This window comes from Streptomyces sp. NPDC037126 (assembly GCF_055605965.1).
In genome coordinates, this window is the sequence record NZ_JBVJTD010000013.1 from 165,872 (window position 1) to 187,687 (window position 21,816).

Consider the following 21,816-nt stretch of genomic DNA (forward strand, 5'->3'; position numbering starts at 1 on the left):
GCCAAGGGATGCACGACGTACGCAAGTGGACCTCGGATGCCCTGCGCCTGGCGAAGCGCCGGCGGGAGCCGGTGGTCGTCCAGACCCTGCGATCGGCCACGGCGGCGACGATCGCCTACGTCGTCGCGCTGCGGCTGAGCCCCGAGCCGGCTCCGCTGACCGCGCCCCTGACCGCGCTGCTGGTCGTCCAGGTGACGTTCTACGCCACGCTCACCAACGGCATCCGCCGGGTGAACTCGGTCGTGGCCGGTGTGCTGGTGGCCATCGCCTTCAGCGTGCTGGTCGGGCTGACCTGGTGGAGTCTGGCGCTGCTGATCGTGGCCTCGCTGGCCGTCGGGCACCTGGTGCGGGTCGACGAGTACGTGGCCGAGGTGGCGATCAGCGCCATGCTGGTGCTCGGCGTGACCACCGTGGGCTTCACCGCCTGGGCCCGGATCGTGGAGACGCTGATCGGGGCCGTCGTCGGCACGGCCTGCAACCTGCTGCTGCCGCCACCGGTGTGGGTGGACGAGGCGGGCCGCTCGATCGAGGACCAGGCGCGCCGGGTACGGCAGCTGATGCTGCGGATGGGCGAGGAGGCCGCGGGCCGGATCCCCTGGGAGCGCGCGGCCGAACGGCTGCACGAGGCACGCCGCCTCGACCAGCACATCGCCCGGGTGGACGCGGCGCTGCGGCAGGCCGAGGACAGCCTGCGGCTGAACCCGCGCGTCAGGGAGGGGCTGCTGCACCGGGTGGTGCTGCGCACCGGTCTGGACACGCTGGAGATCTGCACGGTGGTGCTGCGGGTACTGGCCCGCACCTTCACCGACCTGGCCAAGGCCCGGGGTCCGGAAGACCTGTTCCCTGCCGAGGTCGGGGCGACGGTGGAGCAGCTGCTGTCGGAGATCGCCGACGCGGTGGTCAGCTTCGCCGTCCTGGTGACCACCCATCTGAGCGAGAACGCCGAGTCGGCGGAGGCGCGGCTGACGGCCGAGCTGCACACGGCGGCCGGGACCCGCGACCGGCTGTCCGAGCTGCTCCAGGAGGAGATCCGCAAGGACTGGGTGAACTGGCAGCTGCTGGGCGCCGTGCTCACCGAGACGACCCGGATCATCGACGAACTGGACACCGAGCACCGCACCCGCCGCCTGCTGGAGGAGCTGGACCGGGTGTCGCGCGAGCAGCGGGCGAAGCTGCCCCGGATGTCCCGGCTGCGCGAGCGGCTCGGCGTCCAGGACGAGCTGTGGCGGAACCGTACCGGGTTCGGTGAGCGTTCTCCGTGAGGAGAGGCCGGGACGGGAGACGAGGGGGCGGCGGATGACCGCTGCGGGAGTACGGATCGACGGGAACACACTGCGGCTGCCGGGCGGGGTGGCGGTGCGGTTCGTCCGCACGCTGCGGCTGCCCGAGACCGGGACGCATCCGCTGCCGCCGGGGCTGGGCGAGTTCCCCGTCCGGCGGGTCGCGGACCACGCCGACACGGTCCCGGAGGAGTGGCGGGCGCGCGGCGGCGTGATGCTGCCGGTGTATCTGCGCGAGGCGATGTGGCTGAGTTTCGCGGGTACGACGGAACCGGCGGCGCTGCAGGTCGGGGTGGGCAAGGTGTGCGCGGTCTCCGGCCGGCCCTGGAGCGGCCGGCTCTCCCGCGGACCGCAGAACTACCTGACGCTGCCCCGCCAGCCCTGGCTGGACGGCATCAACTCCGGCAAGGGCACGGTGCGCCAGTTCGTCGCCGTGCCGCTCGGTCTCGGGGCGACCGTGGAGGGGCAGGTCACCGGCGAGGAGGTGTGGGGCGGTGTGCAGCTGCAGTCGTTCCCGCTGCGCCAGGACGTCCTCGCCGACTGGCGGCGCCGGGAGCGGGAGCGCGCCGAGCGGGCCCGGGCGGCGGGACCGGTCGGTGGTTTCGGCGCGGCGGCGCCGATGATGGCGTCCGCTCCGGGGGCGCCGCCCCCGGCTCCGGGCACGGCGGCCCCGCGGCGCGCGGCGGCGATGGGGCTGGGCGTCGGCGGTGCCATGCGGCAGGAGGTCTACCAGGACGACCGGCCGCTCACGGACTGGTCCGGGGAGCCGGCCGGGCGGGTGTTCGTACACCTGGTCACGCCCCCGGAGTGGCGCCGGATCACGGGTGAGGCGCCCCCGCCGTCGCCGGTGGACCGGGCGGCGTACACGCGCGCGGGACTGCCCTGGTACGACTACTACGACGCCGATGCCGGTGACCTCGCCCCTGCCGACGCCCTGGGCGCGGTCAAGCCGGTCGGCGACTGGCTCGGGGACGACCTGGACCCGTGGCAGGCGCCGTCCGCCGGTCAGGTGACCCCGTTGAAGGACGCGCCGGGCAAGCCGGTGGAGGACGGCGACTGGTGAGCCCCTTCCGTGTCGCATCGTCCGCAACACGCGTGGCCGGGTTTGCCCCTGGCGGCCCGCAGCCGCCAAGGTGGCTGTCTGGAGCGGGGCGACCGACGACCTGAGGTGCGGCATGGACACGGAGGCAGGGACGAGCGGCGGCGGCTGGAGCAGGCGCCGGTTCGTCGGGGCCGCGGCGGGCGCGGCGGCCGTGGTGGCGGTGCCGTCCCCGGCGGCCCCGCCGGCGGACCCCGCGCCCGCCCCCCGCGGGCGTCCGGTCTCCGGCTTGCCCGCCGGGCCCCGGCCGCTGTACGTGGGCACGTACACCTCCGTCGAGGGCGGTGGCGCCGGCATCGGGCTGGCGTCGTACGACTCCGGGACGGGCCAGGTCACCGGGGCGGGCGCGCTGACCGGGGTCCCCGACCCGTCGTACCTCGCCGTGCATCCGGACGGGCGGACGCTGTACGCGGTGGACGAGCGCCAGGACGGCGGTGTGACCGCCGTACGCCTCGCGGACCGGCGGGTCCTCGGCACGCGGAGCACCGGCGGCACGGGGCCGTGCCATCTGTCGGTGCACCCCGGCGGGCGCTGGCTGCTGAGCGCCAACTACGGGTCGGGCAGTGTCGCCGTGCATCCGATCGGCGCGTCCGGGGCCCTCGGCGAACGCACCGCGCTGGTCACGCACACCTCCCCGCCGCCGGGCCCGGGCCAGGAGGGACCGCACGCCCACCAGTTCGTGACCGGCCCGGACGGCGCCCACGTCCTCGCGGTCGATCTCGGCACCGACACCGTCTACACGTACCGCCTGGACCCGGCGAGGGGCACCCTCGCACAGACGGGGCAGGCGCACGCCCGGCCCGGCGCCGGGCCCCGGCATCTGACCTTCCACCCGGGCGGCCGGTACGCCTACTTGGCGAACGAGGTGGACGACACCGTCACCGTGTGCGCCTACGATCCGGCCACCGGGCGGCTCGCGATCGGCGAGCCGCAGTCCACGGGTTCCGCGGGCGTCACCAACTATCCGTCGGAGATCCTGGTCACGGCGGACGGAAGGTTCGCCTTCCTCGCCAATCGGGGCCACAACAGCATCGCCCGGTTCGGTGTGGAGGCCGGCGGGGCCCGGCTGCGGCTGCTCGGCACGGTGCCGGCGGGCGGGGACTTCCCGCGGCAGATCGCGTTCTCACCGGACGGCGGGCTGCTGTTCGCGGCGAACCAGCGCTCCGGCACGGTCACCGTCTTCCACGTCGACCCGGACCGCGGTGAACTGCGGCGGGCGGGCGAGCCGTTCGCCTCACGCGTCGCCGTCTGCGCGCTGCCGCTGTAGCGCCCGGGGGCAGCCGGCGGCACTCGCCCGGGCCAGCAGGGCGTGCATGCGTTCGGTGAGCTGGGCGAGGTCGTCGGCGGGCGCGTGGAAGGGCAGTCGTACGTCGCCGTGGGCGCGGGTGCGTTCGATGCGCAGGGTCAGCCCGTGCCGGTCGACGGCGAGCGGGACCACGCGGGTCACGGCGTGCAGGGTCTCGGGCCGCACCAGACGGGTGAGCCGCTCGACGGCGTCCGGGTGGGCGTCGGCGAGATGGGTGAGCAGCCGGGGCTCGGCGCAGGCGAGGGGGTCGGGGCGGGCGGTGGCGAACTCGTCGAGGTCGACGAGCACGGCCCCGCAGGGCCGCCGCAGCACCACCCGGGTGGGCCGGAAACGCAGGGCGCCCGCGGCCGGGGCGAAGCAGCCGGCGAGCCAGAGCCTGGCGCGGATCCGGCTGCGCACCGGCACGGGGGCCACGTCGGCGAACTCCAGCACCGCGCAGGGCTCCCCGCGCGGGGCACACAGGGCCGCGGCGAAGAGGGCACTGTCCTCGGGCACCCCCAGCAGGATCTCGCCGTCGCCGGTCACGGTGTGCGCACCGACGTACTCCTCGCGGGCGCCGTCCGCGGTCACCGCGCACGACCACGCGGCGGCCAGCACCGACCGGGCCCGCTCCGCCGCGCCGGGGGCGGCCGTCCAGTCCTCAGTGTCACCCATCCCGAGACCTCCCTAGGTAAGCCTTGCCTAATCTATCGGAGAGCGGAGTGTGCGCCAACCAGGCCCCGCACGGGACGGGGCGATTCAGGCGATGGCGCCCAGCAGGGCCCGGGCACACAGATCGCGCACCTGCTCCCGGCTCAACTCGCCGTCGCGCAGCCACTCCAGGCAGACGGCGGTGGTGAAGGCGAGCCAGCCGCGCACGGCAAGTCGTGTCTGCGGGGCGCCGTCCGGGTCGGGCGCGAACTCGGGGTCGGCCGCCAGCGCGGCCAGGATCTGCTTCTCCTGGGCCGCGAGCGCCTGCTGGTAGACCCGGCGCACGGCCTGGTCACCGGCCGCGTCGGCGCGGTGGAAGGCGCGGAATCCATGGGCGTGGGCCTCGACGTGGCGGAGGTAGGTGTCGAGGCCGGCGGCGAGCTGCTCGCGCACCGGCAGGCCGGGCACGGCCGCCGTCATGCGCAGCATCCGCTCGCTCTCGCGCTCCACCACCGCGGCGAAGAAGTCCCGCTTGGTCGGGAAGTAGTGGTACAGCAGCCCGCGGGAGACCCCGGCGATCTCGGCGACCCGCTCGATCAGCACGTCGTCGTAGGGACTCTCCGAGAACAGCTTCGCGCCGACCGACAGCAACTGCTCCCGGCGCTCCCCGGTGCTGAGCCGGCGCCGGGCGCGCTCCCCCTGGTTCGCGGCCATGGCGTCACCTTACTTGACGCGGGTTCAACAAGCGGACCACACTGAAACCCGTTATTGAACCCACGTACAACACGCGCGCCGGCAGGCGCGACGTCCGCTGGATCAAGGGAGATCGGCGTCATGGCGGCGACGAGGGAGACGACGGGGACCGGGCTGCCGAAGGGGTTCCGGAGCGCCGAGCAGGGCTGGCCCGAGCTGCACCGCATCCCGCATCCGCCGCGCCGGCTGCCGCTGCTCGGCGATGTGGTCGGCGTGGACCGCCGCACCCCCGTCCAGGACTCCATGCGCTTCGGGCGCGAGCTGGGCCCGGTCTTCAGGCGCCGGGCCTTCGGCAAGGAGTTCGTCTTCGTGTGGGGCGCACGGCTCGCGGCCGACCTCGCCGACGAGTCCCGCTTCGCCAAGCACGTCGGACTCGGTGTGGCCAATCTCCGGCCGGTCGCCGGGGACGGGCTGTTCACCGCCTACAACCACGAGCCCAACTGGCAGCTGGCGCACGACATCCTGGCGCCCGGCTTCAGCCGGGAGGCCATGGAGGGCTACCACGGCATGATGCTCACGGTGGCCGGCCGGCTGACCGAGCACTGGGACCGGGAACTGGCGGCCGGGCGGGCCGTGGACGTGCCCGGGGACATGACCAAGCTGACCCTGGAGACGATCGCGCGCACCGGTTTCGGGCACGACTTCGGTTCCTTCGAGCGGGACCGTCCGCACCCCTTCGTCCGGGCGATGGTCGGCACGCTCACCCACGCGCAGCGGCTGAACGCCGTGCCCGCGCCGCTGGCCCCGCTGCTCCTGCGCACCGCCACCCGGCGCAACGCGGCGGACATGGCCTTCCTCGACCGCACGGTCGACGACCTCGTCGCGGCCCGGCGCCGGTCCGGCGGCGGGGACGGGGACCTGCTGGACCGCATGCTGGCCACGGCCCACCCGGAGACCGGCGAGAAGCTCTCCCCCGAGAACGTGCGCCGGCAGGTGATCACGTTCCTGGTGGCGGGCCACGAGACCACGTCGGGCGCGCTGTCCTTCGCCCTGTACTACCTCGCCCGGCACCCCGAGGTCGCCGCGCGGGCGCGCGCCGAGGTGGACCGCGTCTGGGGCGACACCCCGCGGCCCGGCTACGACCAGGTCGCCAAGCTGCGCCTGGTGCGCCGGGTGCTGGACGAGTCGCTGCGGCTGTGGCCGACCGCGCCCGCCTTCGCCCGCGAGGCGCGGCACGACACGGTCCTGGCCGGGGACCATCCGATGCTCCGGGGGGCGTGGGCGCTGGTGCTGACGCCGTTGCTGCACCGGGATCCCGAGGTGTGGGGCGAGGACGCCGAGCGGTTCGACCCGGACCGCTTCGAGGCCGCGGCCGTTCGGGCCCGGCCCCCGCACACCTACAAGCCGTTCGGGACCGGGGCACGGGCCTGCATCGGGCGTCAGTTCGCCCTGCACGAGGCCACTCTGGTCCTCGGCCTGCTGCTGCGCCGCTACGAACTGCGGGGCGACCCCGCCTACCGGCTCAGCGTCACCGAGCGGCTGACGATGATGCCCGAGGACCTCCGTCTCCGCCTCGAACGCCGCCCCGGCCCGGCCCGGGCAGCGGGCGCGTCCGCCGAGGAGCACCGGGAAACGGCGACAGAAGCGCCGAGGACCCCCGCCGGCACGGACACGGGACGACCGGAACCGGCCACCGGCTGCCCGGCGCACCAGGTGGCCGCGGCAGCCGTCACCGGGGCACCGGAGCCGCCCGACGACGGCGAGGCGGGGTCAGCCGGACGTGGTCCAGTGCACCGGGCGGCTCAGTGACTGCGGGAGCCGGGTGCCGGCGCTGCCCCGGGCCGCGTCGAGCTGCGGCTGGGTGAGGAAGAAGGCGCCGGTGAGATCCGCGTCGGTCAGATCGGCGTCGCGCAGGTCGGCGCCGATCATGTCGGCGTCGCGCAGATCCGCGCCGGTGAGGTCCGCGGCGATCAGGTAGGCGCCGCGCAGGCTCGCCCCGCGCAGGTCGGCGCCGCGCAGCCGGGCCCCCATCAGGTCGGCACCCCGCCGGTCCTTCCCCTTGCCCCTGCTCCTGCCGCCCTTGCCGCCCTTGCGGTCGGCCGCGCCGGCCCGGGCCAGCTCGCTGGTGCGCAGCAGGAGCACGTTGACCTCCTGCCGGTGCGCGGCCACGTCCAGCGCGGCCAGCTCCTCGGGGGTCCCCAGGGTGAGCCGCTCGGTCCGCTCCAGCGCCCGCCGCAGATCGGGGTGGACGGGCCGGGCGGCGGGCAGCCCGAGCGCCTCGGTGAGATACCACAGCAGCTCGTGCAGCTGCCGTACGACGGGGAACACCTCGAACATCGCCCGGCCGCGCTCCTTCGGCCCGGTACGCCAGTCCTGCCCGCCGAAGGTGACCTGCGAGACCTTCTGGCCGGCGCCGAAGCAGTCGTACACCGTGCAGCCGCTGAAGCCCCTCCCGCGCAGGTCGGCGTGGATGCCGCAGCGGTGGTCCGCGCCGAGGTTCGGGCACGGCCTGCCCGCGGGCTTGTCGAGCGCGAAGTCGGCGGAGGCGGCGAAGGGCAGGGCGACACAGCAGAGCCCGAAGCAGTTCGCGCAGTCCCCGCGCAGCTCCGGAAGTCCGGCTATCTGATCTGGCATGGAGGCCAGCCTACTGGGGACGACCCGGGAGAAAACCGGCGGTTGCGGCCCCTGCCGGAGGGGCGTTACCTGGAAGTAGCGGCGGTGAAGCGCGCATGAAGGCCACGGCACGGTCCGAGGGCCCCTCCTCCTGTGCCGCCGCGGCCCGCCCCGCCGCCGTCGTCCAGCGTTCGACGCGGAGGTGACAAACGTGAAAGCGGTCGTCTATGAAAAGCCCTTCAGTGTGATGGTGAAGGACGTCGACGACCCGCGCATCCAGCATCCGAACGATGTGCTGGTACGGGTCACGTCGACCGCCATATGCGGATCCGACCTGCATATGTACGAGGGCCGCACGGCGGCCGAGTCGGGCATCGTCTTCGGGCACGAGAACCTCGGCATCATCGAGGAAGTCGGCGACGGTGTGGCCTCCCTGTCCCGGGGAGACCGCGTGGTCATGCCCTTCAACGTCGCCTGTGGATTCTGCAAGAACTGCCTCGCCGGCAAGACGGGCTTCTGTCTGACGGTCAATCCGGGCTTCGCCGGCGGAGCCTACGGCTACGTGGCCATGGGCCCGTACAAGGGCGGACAGGCCGAGCTGCTGCGCGTGCCCTTCGCCGACTTCAACTGCCTGAAACTGCCGCCGGGCGAGGAGTTCGAGACCGACTTCGTGCTGCTCGCCGACATCTTCCCCACCGGCTACCACGGGTGCGAACTCGCCCAGGTCTCCCCCGGCGAGAGCGTGGCCGTCTTCGGCGCGGGACCGGTGGGCCTGATGGCCGCCTACTCCGCGATGCTGCGGGGCGCGGCCAAGGTGTTCTCGGTGGACCGGGTCCCCGAACGGCTCGCCAAGGCGGAGGAGATCGGGGTGATCCCGATCGACTTCACCCAGGGCGACCCGGCCGAGCAGATCAAGGCACAGACGAACGGGGAGGGCACCGACAAGGGCGTGGACGCCGTCGGCTACCAGGCCCAGTCGCACCACGACGCCAGCCACGAGGAACCGGCCGTCGTCCTCAACACACTCGTCGAGACGGTACGGCCGACCGGCATGCTCGGCGTGCCGGGTCTGTACGTGCCCTCGGACCCCGGCGGCCCCGACGAGCACGCCAAGCACGGCCAACTCCTGGTCTCCATCGGCAGGATGTTCGAGAAGGGCCAGCAGATGGGCACCGGTCAGTGCAACGTGAAGCGGTACAACCGCCAGCTGCGCGACATGATCATCGCCGGGCGGGCCAAGCCCAGCTTCGTGGTCTCCCACGAGCTGCCGCTCGACCAGGCACCGCAGGCCTACGAGAAGTTCGACAAGCGGATCGAGGGCTACACCAAGGTGGTCCTGCACCCGGGGCACGCGCTCGCCGCGTGAGCCGGCCCGGCAGGTGAGACGACGGGTCCGGACACCCGCGGGTGTCCGGACCCCCGTGCGTCAGGCCTCGTCGCGGGCCAGCGCCAGCAGCCGGTCGAGGACGCGGGGCGCACCCGCGCGAAGCCCGTCGTGCTCGAACTCGTCGGTGACCCAGCTGCGCAGGCCCCGGATGGTGCGCGCCGTCCGCAGGGAGTGGGCGGTGTCGACGTACATGTCGTCGTGGTAGACGGCGGCGGCGACCGGGACCTCGTTGCCGGCGAGACGGTCGGCGTCGTACAGCGGGCGCCAGTCGGTGCGGGCGGCGAGCAGTTCGGCCGTCTCGCGCAGCGGGCGCAGCGCCGGGTCGGAGTCGAACATCCAGGGGTGGACGGTCTCGCCGGTGAAGAGGACCGGGGCGTCGCCCGCGAGCGCCTTGGCGGCGTCGAACTGCGGGAACTCGACGCGGACGCGGTCGGCGGCCCAGGCGGTGGGGCGGGCGTCCTGGCCGTAGATCGACTCGTGGACGACGGCGTAGAGGGGGTGGCCCGCGTACGACAGCAGGGTCTGGGCCTGCTCCTGGAAGGAGTCCGACAGCTCCGGGCCGGAGGGGGTGCGCACGAAGGCGTCCTCCAGCAGGTGGTGGAGGCGGTGGCTGCCGTCGCCGGTGCCGAGCATCAGGCCGAGGGACTGGAAGGCCTCGACGGTGAGGCGGTAGCCGTTCGGGAGGACCACGTCGCGGGTGAGGAGGTGGTCGGCGATCCGGCGGGCCCGCTCGACGTCCTGCGGGTAGCGGGCGTAGTGCGCGGTGACCTTGCGTTCGACGCGCGGGTAGGCGGCGCGGTAGACGTCCTCGGCGTGGGCGTCGAGGGAGGGCAGTCCGCCGGTGATCACGGCCGTGGTCAGACCCTCCGGGGCGAGGGAGAGGTACGACACCGTGCAGAAGCCGCCGAAGCTCTGGCCGAGCACGGTCCACGGGGCGCCGCCGGTGACCTCGCGGCGGACGGCCTCGCAGTCGCGCACGATGGAGTCCGCGCGGAAGTGGGTGAGGTAGTCGGCCTGTGCGGCGGGGCCGCCGCGCAGCGGGAGCGTCTGCCGGGTGGCGGGCGTGGAGCTGCCGGTGCCGCGCTGGTCGAGCAGCAGGACCCGGTACTCCTTCAGGGCCCTTTCGAGCCAGGCCTGACGCCCGACGAAACGATTCGCCCCGAAGCCGGGGCCGCCCTGCAGATACAGCAGCCAGGGCAGGTCCTGGCCCGCCCTGTCGCTCGCGACCGCCTCGCGGGCGTACAGCTCGATGGTCTCGCCGCCCGGGTCGGCATGGTCGAGGGGCACGGTGAACCGGCGGTCGGTGAGGACGACGCCGGGCTGGCGGTAGCTGAGGGTCAACGGGTCTCCCGGGACGGATGGGACGGAGGCGTCCCAGTTCAGCACATGTCCGTGCGCGGGCCGAGCCCCGGGATCATGGTTTGTTACTGAACTTCGGGTCAGCGGGCCGCCAGGCTGGAGCGGCGCACCACCAGCTCCGGCTGGAGCACCACCCGGCGGTGCTCGTGCGTCCGGCCGCCCTCGGCCTCCTCGGTCTCCTCCAGCAGCAGCCCGGCGGCCAGGGCGCCCATGGTGACGGCGGGCTGGCGCACCGAGGTCAGCGGTACGGCGGCCGCGGAGGCGAACTCGATGTCGTCGTAGCCGACGATCGCGAGGTCGTCCGGGACCGTGACGCCGGCCGCGTACATGGCCTGCAGGACGCCGAGGGCGAGCAGGTCGTTGGCGCAGAAGACGGCGCTGGGGCGGGCGGACAGGCCGAGCAGGCGGGCGCCCGCGTCCCGGCCGGCGGCCACGTCGAGGCGTTCGGTGGGCAGTTCGCGCAGCGCGTCGGGGCCGAGGCCGGCCTCGGCGAGCGCGTCGAGGGCGCCGGTGCGGCGGTCGCGGACCTGGTTCAGCCCGGGCGGACCGCTGACGTAGGCGATGGAGCGGTGGCCCGCGTCCACCAGGTGCCGCACGGCGAGCGCGCCGCCCGCCACGTCGTCGACACTGACCGAGCACTCGGTGGTGCCCTCGGCGACCCGGTCGACCAGCACGAACGGAATGCCGTGCCGGCGGAAGGCCGCGATGTTGCGGCCGGTGGCGTCCGCCGGGGTGAGCAGCACGCCCCGCACCCGCTGCTCGGCGAACAGCGCGAGGTACTCGGCCTCCTCGCCGGCGTTCTGCGCGCTGTTGCAGACCATCACGCCGAGCCCCGCGTCGCGGGCGGCCCGCTCGGCACCGCGTGCCACGTCCACGAAGAAGGGGTTGCCCATGTCGAGGACGAGCAGGCCCATGATCCGGCTGCGGCCCGCCCGCAGCTGGCGCGCCGACTCGCTGCGGACGTAGCCGAGCCGGTCGATCGCGGAGAGCACGCGCGCGCGGGTCTCGCCGGCGACGCTGTCCGGGCGGTTGATGACGTTGGACACCGTGCCCACCGACACGCCGGCAGCGCGGGCGACGTCCTTGATACCCACCGACTGGGCCATCGGGCGGAGACCTCCAGGGAGACGAGGGGGCGGCGGGACGACCTTCACATTACCGTCGCGCCGACGGGGCGAAGCCGGTCGCGTGGAGCGGCGAGGGGGGGCGTATCGTGGCGATGATCATGGCAGGTGGAACACCTCCGTGAGGGGTTTCATGGCCACGTCGGGCCGGGCGCCGTCCGGTGACTCGAAGAACGGCGCCATCTCCGCCTGCCAGCGGGCGTTGACGTCGGTGGCCTCCATCGCGGCCCGGGCGGCGGCGAAGTCCCCGGTCTCCAGGTAGCCGACGAGCAGCCCGTCCTCGCGCAGGAACAGCGAGTAGTTGTGCCAGCCGGTGGCGGAGAGCGCCGCGCGCATCTCCGGCCAGACGGCGGCGTGCCGCTCACGGTACTCGTCGAGGCGCTCCGCCCGGACCTTCAGCAGGAAGCACACGCGCTGCATCGACGCCCCCGGTTCTCAGAAGTCGAACTCGCCGATGTTCCGGGCGTCGAACACGGTCGGCTTGCCCAGCGTGATGACGCCGTCCTTGCCGATGGTGTACGTCGTCCCGCCCGCCTTGAACGTCTCGCCCTCCTTGCCGCTGATCTGCCCGGAGGCCAGTGCCACCACGGTCCGTGCGGCGAGGTCGCCGAGCCTGGCCGGGTCCCACAGCTCGAAGCCCTCGACGGTGCCGTTCTTGACGTACTGGCGCATGTCGTTGGGGGTGTCCAGACCGGTCAGCCTGACCTTGCCCTTGTACTTGGAGCTGGACAGGTACTGGGCGGCGGCCTTGATGCCGACGGTGGTCGGGGAGATGATCCCCTTCAGGTCCGGGTACTGCGCCAGCAGGCCCTGGGTCTGCTGGAAGGACTGCTGGGCGTCGTCGTTGCCGTAGGCGATCTTGACGAGCTTGACGTTCTTGTACTTGGGGTCCTTCAGCTCGTCCTTCATGTAGCCGATCCAGGTGTTCTGGTTCGTGGCGGTCTGCGCCGCCGACAGGATCGCGATCTTCCCCTTGTAGCCGATCTGCTGCGCCAGCAGCCGCACCTCGGTGCGGCCCAGGTCCTCGGCCGACGCCTGGGAGACGAACGCGTTGCGGCAGCCGGGGGTGGTGTCGGAGTCGTAGGTGACGACCTTGATGCCGTTGCTCATCGCCTGCTTCAGCGCCGTGCACAGCGCCCCCGGGTCCTGCGCCGACACGGCGATGCCGTCGACCTGCTGCTGGGTGAGCGTGTTGACGTAACTGACCTGGCCCGAGGTGTCGGTGGCACTGGAGGGGCCCACCTCCTTGTACGTGGAGCCCAGTTCGGTCAGCGCCTTCTCACCGCCCTTGTCCGCGGTCGTGAAGTACGGGTTGTTCACCTGCTTGGGCAGGAACCCGACGGTGAGCCCCTTCTTGGTCGCCGCGTTCGGATCGGCCTTCCCGGCGGAGGCCGCGGAGGCGTTGTCGGCCTTGACGTCCTTCTTGGTGGTGCCGCCGCAGGCGGTGAGCGCGAGCGCGAGGGACGTGCCGGCGGCGAGGGCGGCGCAGACACGGCGGACTGATGACGTCTTCATGAAGGGGTCCTTGGGAGGAGGATGGGTGGACGCGCCCCGGACGGGGGCGCGGAAACTGCACGAACAGCCGTGACGGGCCCGGCGGCCGGCGAACGGCCTAGCCGGCGGACCCGGCCGCCGCCCTGGCGACGAGGATCCGGCGCGCGACCCGCGGGCCGAGGACCGAGACGACGAGCAGCACGCCGGTGACCACGATCTGGGACTGCGCGGACACGTTGAGCAGGCTCATCACGTTCTGCAGCGCGCCGAGCAGGAAGACACCGGCCATCGCGCCGCCGATCGTGCCCCGGCCCCCGTCGAAGTCGATCCCGCCGAGGAGCACGGCGGCGACGACGGAGAGTTCCAGGCCCGTGGCGTTGTCGTAGCGGGCGCTGGCGTAGTGCAGGGCCCAGAAGACGCCGGTGAGGGAGGCCATCAGGCCGGTGGCCACGAACAGGGCCAGCTTCGTCCGCTTGACCCGGATCCCGGCGAACCGCGCGGCCTCCTCGGCGGCGCCGACGGCGAACAGCGACCGGCCGAAGGGGGTGGCGTGCAGGACCACGACGGCGACGGCCAGCAGCAGCAGGAAGGGCAGGAAGGCCTGCGGCAGGAACGTGCCGCCGACGCGGCCGGCCGCGAAGTCCAGGTACTGGGTGGGGAAGTCGGTGACCGCGTCGGAGCCGAGCACGATCTGGGCGATGCCCCGGTAGGCGGCGAGCGTGCCGATGGTGACGGCGAGCGAGGGCAGCCCGAGCCTGGTCACCAGCAGGCCGTTGACCAGGCCGCAGAGCACGCCGAGCAGCAGGCACAGCGGGATGATCGTCTCGATGGCCATGCCCCCGTTCCACAGCCGGCCCATCACCGCCCCGGAGAGCCCGGCCGTGGACGCCACGGACAGGTCGATCTCTCCCGCGACCACCAGCAGCGTCATCGGCAGGGCGATCAGCGCGATCGGGAGCGTGTTGCCGATGAGGAAGGACAGGTTGAGGGCGTTGCCGAAGCCGTCCACGAAGCCGAACGACAGCAGTAGCAGGACGATCAGGAGCGCGCCGACGACCGTGTCCCAGCGGACCGCGCGTGTCAGTGCCTCAGGCATGGCCGGTGTTCTCCTTCGCCACGGCGGTCCTCCTCGGGGACGGCTTCTTCTTCAGGGCCGCGGCCACGCGCAGCGCGACGATCCGGTCGACCGCGATGGCGAGCAGCAGCAGGACGCCGTTGATGGCGAGCACCCACACCGAGCTGACGCCGAGCGCGGGCAGCACGCTGTTGACGGAGGTCAGCAGCAGACCGCCGAGGGCGGCGCCGTAGACGCTGCCCGACCCGCCGGTGAAGGCGACGCCGCCGACCACGACCGCGCTGACGACGGTGAGTTCGTAGCCGCCGCCGGTGCCGGAGTCGACGTTGCCGAACCGGGCCAGGTACAGGGCGCCGGCGAGCCCGGCGAGAGCGCCGCAGAGGGTGTAGGCGGTCAGGATCCGCTTGCGGACCGGGATACCGGCCAGCCGGGCGGCCTCCGGGTTGGAGCCGAGCGCGTACAACTCCCGCCCGCTGCCGTACTGCTTGAGGTAGTAGGCGGTGACCACGAGCACGGCGAGGGCGATCAGGGCGAGCCAGGGGACCGCGGAGACGCCGCCGGAGCCGAAGTCGACGAATCCGCCGGGCAGATCGGCCGCGGTGATCTGCCGGGAGCCGACCCAGACGGAGTCGACGCCCCGGATGATGTACAGGGTGCCGAGCGTGACGACCAGCGCGGGCACCTGGCCCAGGCTGACCAGCAGGCCGTTGAGCAGTCCGAAGCCGATCCCCAGCAGCACGGCCAGGACGACCGCGACGACCGGGTTGCCGCCGCCGTGCAGATAGGTGCCCGCGGCGAAGGCGCTGATGCCCAGCGTGGAGCCGACGGACAGGTCGACGTTGCGGGTGATGACGACCAGCGACTGTCCGGTGGCGACCAGCACCAGGATGGTGGCGTTCAGCAGCAGGTCCTTGACGCCCTGTTCGGACAGGAACTGGCTGTTGCCGGCCTGGGTGACGGCGATCATCACCAGGAAGACGACCAGGATGGCGAGTTCGCGCATCCTGAACACGCGGTCCACCAGCCGGGTTCCGCTGGACTCGGGAGCCTCGGCGAGGGGGGTCTCGTTCGGTGCGGTCACCGTCATCCGGCGGCCCTCCGGGCAGTGGTCGGGTACAGGGGGGCGGCCCTCTCCGCGGCTGTCATGCGGCGGCCCTCCCCGTGGCGGCGGCCATCACGGTCTCCTCGGTGGCTTCGGAACGGGGTATCTCGGCGGTGATCCGGCCCTCGTGCATCACCAGCACCCGGTCGGCCATGCCGAGGATCTCCGGCAGGTCGGAGGAGATCATCAGCACCGCCACGCCGTCGGCGGCCAGTTCGCCGAGCAGCCGGTGCACCTCGGCCTTGGTGCCGACGTCGATGCCCCGGGTGGGCTCGTCGACGATGAGCACCTTGGGCCCGGTGGCCAGCCACTTGGCGAGGACGACCTTCTGCTGGTTGCCGCCGGAGAGCGTGGCGACGGCGTCCGCGATCCGGGCGTACTTCACCCGCAGTCTGACCGCCCAGTCCAGGGAGCGGCTGCGTTCGGCGCCCCGGTCCACCAGCCCTGCCCGCACCGTCGTACGCAGCCCGGTCAGGCCGATGTTGCGCTCGATGCTCATGTCCATCACCAGGCCCTGGGCCCGCCGGTCCTCGGGCACCAGGGCCAGCCCGGCGGCCATCGCGGTGGACGGCGCGCCCTTGGTGAGCGGACGGCCGTCGACCTCGACCTCGCCCGCGTCCCAGCGGTCGACGCCGAACACCGCCCGGGCGACCTCGGTACGGCCCGCGCCGACGAGCCCGGCGAGGCCGACGATCTCACCGCGCCGCACCTCGAAGGAGACGTCGGTGAAGACCCCTTCACGGGTCAGCCGGCGCACGCTCAGCGCGACCTCGCCGGGGGCGACCTCCTGCTTGGGGTACAGCTCGTCCAGGTCGCGGCCGACCATCCGGCGCACGAGGTCGTCCTCGGACATGCCGTCGAGGGACTCGCTCGCGATCCAGGCGCCGTCCCGCAGCGTGGTGACCCTCTGGCAGATCTGGAAGATCTCCTCCAGCCGGTGCGAGATGAACAGCACCGCCGCGCCCTGCTCGCGCAGGGTGCGTACGACACCGAAGAGGCGGGCCACCTCGCTGCCGGTCAGGGCCGCCGTCGGCTCGTCCATGATCAGCACGCGGGCGTCGAAGGAGAGCGCCTTGGCGATCTCCACGATCTGCTGGTCGGCGATGGACAGGCCACGGGCCGGGCGGTCGGGGTCGAGGGCCACGCCGAGCCGCTTCATGAGCGCGGCCGTGGCCGCGTGCGTGGCCTTGTGGTCGATCCTGCCGAGCGTCCGCCGGGGCCTGCGGCCCATGAAGATGTTCTCGGCGATCGACAGGTCCGGGAAGAGGGTGGGTTCCTGGTAGATCACCGCGATGCCGGCGTCGCGGGCGGCGCCGGGGCCGTGGAAGACCACGGGCTCCCCGTCGAGCAGCACCTGCCCGGAGTCCGGCCGGTGCACCCCGGCGAGGGTCTTGATCAGGGTGGACTTGCCCGCGCCGTTCTCCCCGGCGAGGGCGTGCACCTCGCCGGGGAACAGCTGCAGGGAGACCCCCCTGAGGGCGCGTACGGCACCGAAGGACTTGGCGACGTCCCGCAGCGCCAGCACCGGGGCCGGTCCCGTGTCGGGCGGGTGGGTCATGAGGGCTCCTCGACGACACCGGGGGACGGCACCGGGCCTCCACCGCGTCGTGAAAGGTTTCAACTGGATTGCCGGGACCGTAGGCACCGGAGCCATGTCGCGTCAATGGGCTCGTGACGAAAAAATTTTGAGACCACTGGGTCACGGCCCGTCACGGGAAACGGGCTCGGCCGGAGTGCTTGACACCCCTCCGACCGCGCCCCTAGCTTGCGATCTGAATCGTTTCACCGCTCAGCCGTGCCGACCGATCCCACAGGAGCCCTGCAGTGACCGACCTCGCCGCGGTGAAGGCCGCGCTCAAGACCCAGGCCGTCGAGACGCCGTCGTGGGCGTACGGGAACTCGGGGACCCGCTTCAAGGTGTTCACCCAGCCCGGCGTCCCGCGCACTGCGCGGGAGAAGCTGGACGACGCGGCGCAGGTGCACGCCGTCACGGGCGTGGCCCCGACGGTGGCGCTGCACATCCCCTGGGACCGGGTCGAGGACTACGCGGCCCTGGCCGAGCACGCGAAGGAGCGCGGCCTGAGGCTCGGGGCGATCAACTCCAACACCTTCCAGGACGACGACTACAAGCTGGGCAGCATCTGCCATCCCGACGCGGCGGTGCGGCGCAAGGCCGTCGACCACCTGCTGGAGTGCGTCGACATCATGGACGACACGGGCTCCCGGGACCTGAAGCTGTGGTTCGCGGACGGCACGAACTATCCCGGCCAGGACGACGTCCGCGCCCGGCAGGACCGGCTGGCCGAGGGCCTCGCCGAGGTGTACGAACGGCTCGGCGAGGGGCAGCGGATGCTACTGGAGTACAAGCTCTTCGAGCCGGCCTTCTACACGACCGACGTCCCCGACTGGGGCACGGCGTACGCGCACTGCCTGAAGCTCGGGCCGCGGGCCCGGGTCGTGGTCGACACCGGCCACCACGCGCCGGGCACCAACATCGAGTTCATCGTGGCGACGCTGCTGCGCGAGGGCAGGCTGGGCGGGTTCGACTTCAACTCCCGCTTCTACGCGGACGACGACCTGATGGTGGGGTCCGCGGACCCGTTCCAGCTCTTCCGGATCATGTACGAGGTGGTGCGGGGCGGCGGCCTCGCCGCCGACGTGGCCTTCATGCTCGACCAGTGCCACAACATCGAGGCGAAGATCCCGGCGATCATCCGGTCGGTGATGAACGTCCAGGAGGCCACGGCGAAGGCGCTGCTGGTCGACCGGGAGGCGTTGGCCGCCGCACAGGCCCGCGGCGATGTGCTGGGGGCGAACGCGGTGCTGATGGACGCGTACGACACGGACGTTCGGCCCTTGCTCCGCGAGGTGCGCGAGGAGATGGGGATCGCGGCGGATCCGCTCGCCGCGTACACCCGGTCCGGGTGGGCCGAGAAGATCGCCGCCGAGCGGGTCGGCGGCCTTCAGGCGGGATGGGGGGCCTAGGGCCTGTCTGACAATGCGCGTCGTCGCCCGAAGGGCGGCCGCGTCCCGTCGTACGTGGTCTGCCGCCGCGCGTGGTCGATCGCGCAGTTTCCCGCGCCCCTCCGGGGCGCCTCCCCCAGCCTCTTCTGCAAAGGACCGGATGTTCATGTCACCCCATCCCGAGGCCGCCGCCTTGCTCTCCCGCTCCCACCGACTCGGCTCCGACCCCCGCAACACCAACTACGCGGGCGGCAACGCCTCCGCCAAGGGCACCGCCACCGACCCGGTCACCGGCGGTGACGTGGAGCTGATGTGGGTGAAGGGGTCCGGGGGCGACCTCGGGACGCTGGCCGAGTCCGGACTCGCCGTGCTGCGCCTGGACCGGCTGCGGGCCCTCGTGGACGTGTATCCGGGCGAGGACCGCGAGGACGAGATGGTCGCCGCGTTCGACTACTGCCTGCACGGCAGGGGCGGCGCCGCGCCCTCCATCGACACCGCGATGCACGGGCTGGTGGACGCCCCGCACGTGGACCACCTGCACCCGGACTCCGGGATCGCGCTCGCCTGCGCCGCCGACGGGGAGAAGCTGACCGCCGAGTGCTTCGGGGACCGCGTCGTGTGGGTGCCGTGGCGGCGCCCGGGCTTCCAGCTCGGCCTGGACGTCGCCGCCGTCAAGGAGGCCAACCCGCGGGCGATCGGCGTGATCCTGGGCGGCCACGGGATCACCGCCTGGGGCGCCACCGCCGAGGAGTGCGAAGCCAACTCGCTGTACATCATCCGCACCGCCGAGGCGTTCCTGGCCGACAAGGGCAGGGCCGAGCCCTTCGGTCCTGTGGTCCCGGGGTACGAGGCGCTGCCCGAGGCCGAGCGGCGGGAGCGGGCCGCCGCGCTCGCGCCCCACGTCCGCGCCCTCGCCTCCCAGGACCGGCCCCAGGTCGGGCACTTCAGCGACGCCGACGTGGTCCTGGACTTCCTCGCGCGGGCCGAACACCCCCGGCTGGCCGCGCTGGGCACCTCCTGCCCGGACCACTTCCTGCGCACGAAGGTGCGGCCGCTGGTGCTGGACCTGCCGCCGGCGGCGCCCCTGGAGGACGCCGTCGCCCGGCTGCGGGAGCTGCACGCCGGGTACCGCGAGGAGTACGCCGCCTACTACGACCGGCACGCCGAGCCCGGCTCCCCCGCCATGCGCGGCGCCGATCCGGCGATCGTGCTGGTCCCCGGGGTGGGCATGTTCAGCTTCGGCAAGGACAAGCAGACCGCCCGGGTGGCCGGCGAGTTCTACGTCAACGCCGTCGGCGTGATGCGCGGGGCGGAGGCGGTGTCGTCGTACGCGCCGATCGAGGAGTCGGAGAAGTTCCGCATCGAGTACTGGGCGCTCGAGGAGGCCAAGCTCCGGCGGATGCCGAGGGCCAAGGCGCTGGCCACGCGGATCGCCCTGGTGACCGGTGCGGGCAGCGGCATCGGCAGGGCCGTCGCGCACCGGCTGGTGGCCGAGGGGGCGTGTGTCGTCGTGGCCGACCTGAACGCACCGAACGCGGCCGCCGTCGCGGAGGAACTCGGCGGCCCGGACCGGGCGGTGGCGGTCACGGTGGACGTCACCGACGAGGAGCAGATCGCCGCCGCGTTCCGCGCGGCCCTGCTGGCCTTCGGCGGGGTCGACCTGGTGGTCAACAACGCCGGCATCTCGATCTCCAAGCCGCTGCTGGAGACCACGGCGAGGGACTGGGACCTCCAGCACGACATCATGGCCCGCGGCTCGTTCCTGGTGTCGCGGGAGGCGGCCCGGGTGATGACCGCGCAGGGCCTGGGCGGCGACATCGTCTGCATCGCCTCCAAGAACGCCGTGTTCGCCGGACCGAACAACATCGCCTACTCCGCCGCCAAGGCCGACCAGGCCCACCAGGTGCGGCTGCTTGCGGCCGAGCTGGGAGAGCACGGGATCCGGGTCAACGGCGTCAACCCGGACGGCGTGGTGCGCGGTTCCGGGATCTTCGCGGGCGGCTGGGGCGCGCAGCGGGCGGCGGTGTACGGGGTGCCGGAGGAGAAACTGGGCGAGTTCTACGCGCGGCGCACCCTCCTCAAGCGGGAGGTGCTGCCCGAGCACGTGGCGAACGCGGTGTTCGCGCTCACGGGCGGGGACCTCACCCACACCACCGGGCTGCACATCCCGGTCGACGCGGGTGTGGCGGCCGCGTTCCTGCGATGAGCGCGGGCGTGAGGTCGTACGCCGCGGTCGACCTCGGCGCGTCCAGCGGGCGCGTCATGGTCGGCCGCGTGGGGCCCGGCTCGCTGGAGCTGACCGAGGCGCACCGGTTCCCCAACCGTCCCGTGCGGGTGCCCGAGGGGCTGCGCTGGGACGTCCTCGGGCTGTACGGCGGCGTCCTGGACGGCCTGCGGGCCGCCGGGCAGGTCGACTCGGTCGGCATCGACAGCTGGGCCGTGGACTACGGCCTGCTGGACGCGGACGGCGCCCTGCTGGGCAACCCGGTGCACTACCGCGACACCCGCACGGAGGGGGTCGCCGAGAAGGTGTGGGCGACCGTGCCGGCCGAGGAGCTGTACGCGGCGACGGGCCTGCAGTACGCGCCGTTCAACACCCTCTACCAGCTCGCCGCCGCCCGCTCGACCGCCCAGTTCGCGCGGGCCGCGCGGCTGTTGCTCATCCCGGACCTGATCACGTACTGGCTGACCGGGGAGCAGGGCACCGAGCTGACGAACGCCTCCACCACCCAGCTCGTCGACCCGCGCACGCGCACCTGGGCGCACGGGATCGCGAAGCGGCTGGGCATCGACCTGGGGCTGTTCGCGCCGCTGCGGCAGCCGGGCGACCCGGCGGGCGTGCTCCGTCCTCGGGTGCTGGAGGAGACCGGCCTCACGGGTCCGGTGCCGGTGACGGCCGTCGGCTCGCACGACACCGCCTCCGCGGTCGCCGCGGTCCCGGCCGACGGCGAGCGCTTCGCCTACATCTGCACCGGCACCTGGTCCCTCGCCGGCCTCGAACTGGCCGCCCCGGTGCTCACCGAGGAGAGCCGGGCCGCCAACTTCACCAACGAGCTGGGGCTCGACGGCACCGTGCGCTACCTGCGCAACATCACGGGGCTGTGGCTGCTCCAGGAGTGCCGGCGCGCCTGGGGCGAGCCCGATCTGGGGCTGCTGCTGCGCGAGGCCGCGGACGTGCCCGCGCTCCGCTCGGTCGTGGACGCCGGCGACGCGGCGTTCCTGGCGCCGGGGCGGATGCCGCAGCGGATCGCCGAGGCGTGCCGGGCGTCGGGACAGCCGGTGCCGGGGACGCGGGCCGAGATCACCCGCTGCGTCCTCGACTCGCTGGCACTGGCCCACCGCCGTGCCGTCGGTGACGCGCAGCGGCTGGCCGACCACCCGGTGGACGTCGTCCACGTCGTCGGCGGCGGCACCCGTAACGCGCTGCTGTGCCAGCTGACCGCCGACGCCTGCGGGCTGCCGGTGGTGGCGGGCCCGACGGAGGCGGCCGCACTCGGCAACGTCCTCGTCCAGGCCCGTGCGCAAGGGCCGGCCGGCGACCTCACCGCGCTGCGCCGGCTGCTGGCCCGGACCCAGCCGCTGACCCGGTACGCGCCGCGCGGCGGCACCGCGCCCTGGCGGGAGGCCGAGGCGCGGCTCGCCGCGCCGTGAGCCGCGCACTGCTCGCCGCGGGACGCGCCCACTACCCTG

At 73.2% G+C, this 21,816-nt stretch carries 18 protein-coding genes; 8 read left to right on the plus strand and 10 right to left on the minus strand.

The window, feature by feature from the left end:
• Nucleotides 1–8: 8 nt before the first annotated feature.
• From ACZ7FF_RS26640 to ACZ7FF_RS26650, 3 genes are all read left to right on the plus strand, one after another.
• On the plus strand, nt 9–1,262 hold the full coding sequence (locus tag ACZ7FF_RS26640) for an FUSC family protein (protein ID WP_470814933.1): 1,254 nt from the start codon (nt 9–11) through the stop codon (nt 1,260–1,262).
• A gap of 34 nt (nt 1,263–1,296) precedes the next feature.
• Nucleotides 1,297–2,343, plus strand: coding sequence for a hypothetical protein (locus ACZ7FF_RS26645; protein WP_470814935.1), 1,047 nt, complete (start codon nt 1,297–1,299; stop codon nt 2,341–2,343).
• Between the two features lie 112 nt (nt 2,344–2,455).
• Nucleotides 2,456–3,646, plus strand: coding sequence for a lactonase family protein (locus tag ACZ7FF_RS26650; RefSeq protein WP_470814937.1), 1,191 nt, complete (start codon nt 2,456–2,458; stop codon nt 3,644–3,646).
• Here ACZ7FF_RS26650 and ACZ7FF_RS26655 read toward each other — a convergent pair.
• On the minus strand, nt 3,614–4,339 hold the full coding sequence (locus ACZ7FF_RS26655) for a DUF2470 domain-containing protein (RefSeq protein ID WP_470814939.1): 726 nt from the start codon (nt 4,337–4,339) through the stop codon (nt 3,614–3,616). The two genes, ACZ7FF_RS26650 and ACZ7FF_RS26655, sit on opposite strands and share 33 nt — an antisense overlap.
• An 84-nt stretch (nt 4,340–4,423) precedes the next feature.
• A complete protein-coding gene (locus tag ACZ7FF_RS26660; protein WP_470814940.1) occupies nt 4,424–5,029 on the minus strand; it encodes a TetR/AcrR family transcriptional regulator in 606 nt (201 codons plus the stop codon).
• 120 nt (nt 5,030–5,149) lie between these two features.
• On the opposite strand from ACZ7FF_RS26660, the gene ACZ7FF_RS26665 reads away from it, so the two are divergent.
• Nucleotides 5,150–6,817 (plus strand): cytochrome P450, encoded by a 1,668-nt coding sequence (locus ACZ7FF_RS26665; RefSeq protein ID WP_470814942.1) that lies wholly within the window; start codon nt 5,150–5,152, stop codon nt 6,815–6,817.
• On the opposite strand, the gene ACZ7FF_RS26670 is transcribed toward ACZ7FF_RS26665, so the two are convergent.
• Nucleotides 6,779–7,642, minus strand: coding sequence for a pentapeptide repeat-containing protein (locus tag ACZ7FF_RS26670; RefSeq protein WP_470814943.1), 864 nt, complete (start codon nt 7,640–7,642; stop codon nt 6,779–6,781). The genes ACZ7FF_RS26665 and ACZ7FF_RS26670 overlap by 39 nt on opposite strands.
• A gap of 190 nt (nt 7,643–7,832) precedes the next feature.
• On the opposite strand from ACZ7FF_RS26670, the gene ACZ7FF_RS26675 reads away from it, so the two are divergent.
• Nucleotides 7,833–8,987 carry a glutathione-independent formaldehyde dehydrogenase gene (locus ACZ7FF_RS26675; protein ID WP_470814945.1) on the plus strand — a complete coding sequence of 385 codons (1,155 nt, stop codon included), beginning with the start codon at nt 7,833–7,835 and terminating at the stop codon, nt 8,985–8,987.
• 60 nt (nt 8,988–9,047) lie between these two features.
• Here the strand turns inward: ACZ7FF_RS26675 and ACZ7FF_RS26680 are convergent, their stop codons facing one another.
• The 7 genes from ACZ7FF_RS26680 to ACZ7FF_RS26710 form a co-directional block, all read right to left on the minus strand.
• Entirely contained in the window at nt 9,048–10,349 is a 1,302-nt protein-coding gene (locus ACZ7FF_RS26680) for an alpha/beta fold hydrolase (protein WP_470814947.1), read from the minus strand.
• 98 nt (nt 10,350–10,447) lie between these two features.
• Complete coding sequence (locus ACZ7FF_RS26685) at nt 10,448–11,473, minus strand: LacI family DNA-binding transcriptional regulator (protein ID WP_470814949.1); 1,026 nt, start codon at nt 11,471–11,473, stop codon at nt 10,448–10,450.
• A 117-nt stretch (nt 11,474–11,590) separates the two neighbouring features.
• Nucleotides 11,591–11,911 carry an L-rhamnose mutarotase gene (locus ACZ7FF_RS26690; RefSeq protein ID WP_470814951.1) on the minus strand — a complete coding sequence of 107 codons (321 nt, stop codon included), beginning with the start codon at nt 11,909–11,911 and terminating at the stop codon, nt 11,591–11,593.
• Nucleotides 11,912–11,926: 15 nt separating this feature from the next.
• Nucleotides 11,927–13,006: a rhamnose ABC transporter substrate-binding protein gene (gene rhaS, locus ACZ7FF_RS26695; protein WP_470814953.1), complete on the minus strand. Its 1,080-nt coding sequence runs from the start codon at nt 13,004–13,006 to the stop codon at nt 11,927–11,929.
• A 97-nt stretch (nt 13,007–13,103) separates the two neighbouring features.
• The gene (locus ACZ7FF_RS26700; protein WP_470814954.1) at nt 13,104–14,081 is read right to left on the minus strand and encodes an ABC transporter permease; all 978 of its coding nucleotides are present in this window, start codon (nt 14,079–14,081) and stop codon (nt 13,104–13,106) included.
• The gene (locus tag ACZ7FF_RS26705; RefSeq protein WP_470814955.1) at nt 14,074–15,147 is read right to left on the minus strand and encodes an ABC transporter permease; all 1,074 of its coding nucleotides are present in this window, start codon (nt 15,145–15,147) and stop codon (nt 14,074–14,076) included. Before ACZ7FF_RS26705 ends, ACZ7FF_RS26700 begins: the two co-directional genes overlap by 8 nt.
• Before the next feature lie 55 nt (nt 15,148–15,202).
• On the minus strand, nt 15,203–16,720 hold the full coding sequence (locus ACZ7FF_RS26710) for a sugar ABC transporter ATP-binding protein (protein WP_470814956.1): 1,518 nt from the start codon (nt 16,718–16,720) through the stop codon (nt 15,203–15,205).
• Nucleotides 16,721–16,986: 266 nt separating this feature from the next.
• Here ACZ7FF_RS26710 and rhaI point away from each other — a divergent pair, with 266 nt between their 5' ends.
• From rhaI to ACZ7FF_RS26725, 3 genes are all read left to right on the plus strand, one after another.
• Entirely contained in the window at nt 16,987–18,147 is a 1,161-nt protein-coding gene (rhaI, locus tag ACZ7FF_RS26715) for an L-rhamnose isomerase (protein ID WP_470814958.1), read from the plus strand.
• A 145-nt stretch (nt 18,148–18,292) separates the two neighbouring features.
• Complete coding sequence (locus ACZ7FF_RS26720) at nt 18,293–20,332, plus strand: bifunctional aldolase/short-chain dehydrogenase (protein ID WP_470814960.1); 2,040 nt, start codon at nt 18,293–18,295, stop codon at nt 20,330–20,332.
• A complete protein-coding gene (locus ACZ7FF_RS26725; protein WP_470814962.1) occupies nt 20,329–21,777 on the plus strand; it encodes a rhamnulokinase in 1,449 nt (482 codons plus the stop codon). The genes ACZ7FF_RS26720 and ACZ7FF_RS26725 overlap by 4 nt, the downstream gene beginning before the upstream one ends.
• Nucleotides 21,778–21,816 lie beyond the last annotated feature (39 nt).